Origin of the sequence: Paraburkholderia sp. RL18-085-BIA-A (genome assembly GCF_046027075.1) — a bacterium.
Taxonomy (GTDB): domain Bacteria; phylum Pseudomonadota; class Gammaproteobacteria; order Burkholderiales; family Burkholderiaceae; genus Paraburkholderia.
The window spans coordinates 1-264 of sequence record NZ_JARESU010000713.1 but is presented as its reverse complement, the minus strand read 5'-3'; the positions used below and the strand labels follow the sequence as shown (position 1 = coordinate 264).

At 64.8% G+C, this 264-nt stretch carries 1 pseudogene; it reads left to right on the top strand.

The window, feature by feature from the left end:
* Positions 1–264: pseudogene (locus P0D89_RS54515) on the top strand (acyl-CoA dehydrogenase); the annotation flags it as partial.

Below are 264 nucleotides of genomic sequence, written 5' to 3'. Positions count from 1 at the left end.
GACTATTTCGTCGGTGAAGCCGACCTGATTGCCGATCCGGCGCGGCCTTTCGTCGCGCGGATCAAGGCGGCGTTCATCCTGCTGCAGGTCGGCATGGCGCTGGGCGTTGCACAAGGAGGTATCGATTCGTGTCTCGAAGTCGAGCCGGTACTCGGTCACGTGAACCGCTTCCTGCACGACCGGCCAGACGAACTGACCGCCGAACTCGACGAAGCGGTGAGCGCGACGCAGCGACTTGCGCGCACCGCCTACGACGGCAGCACC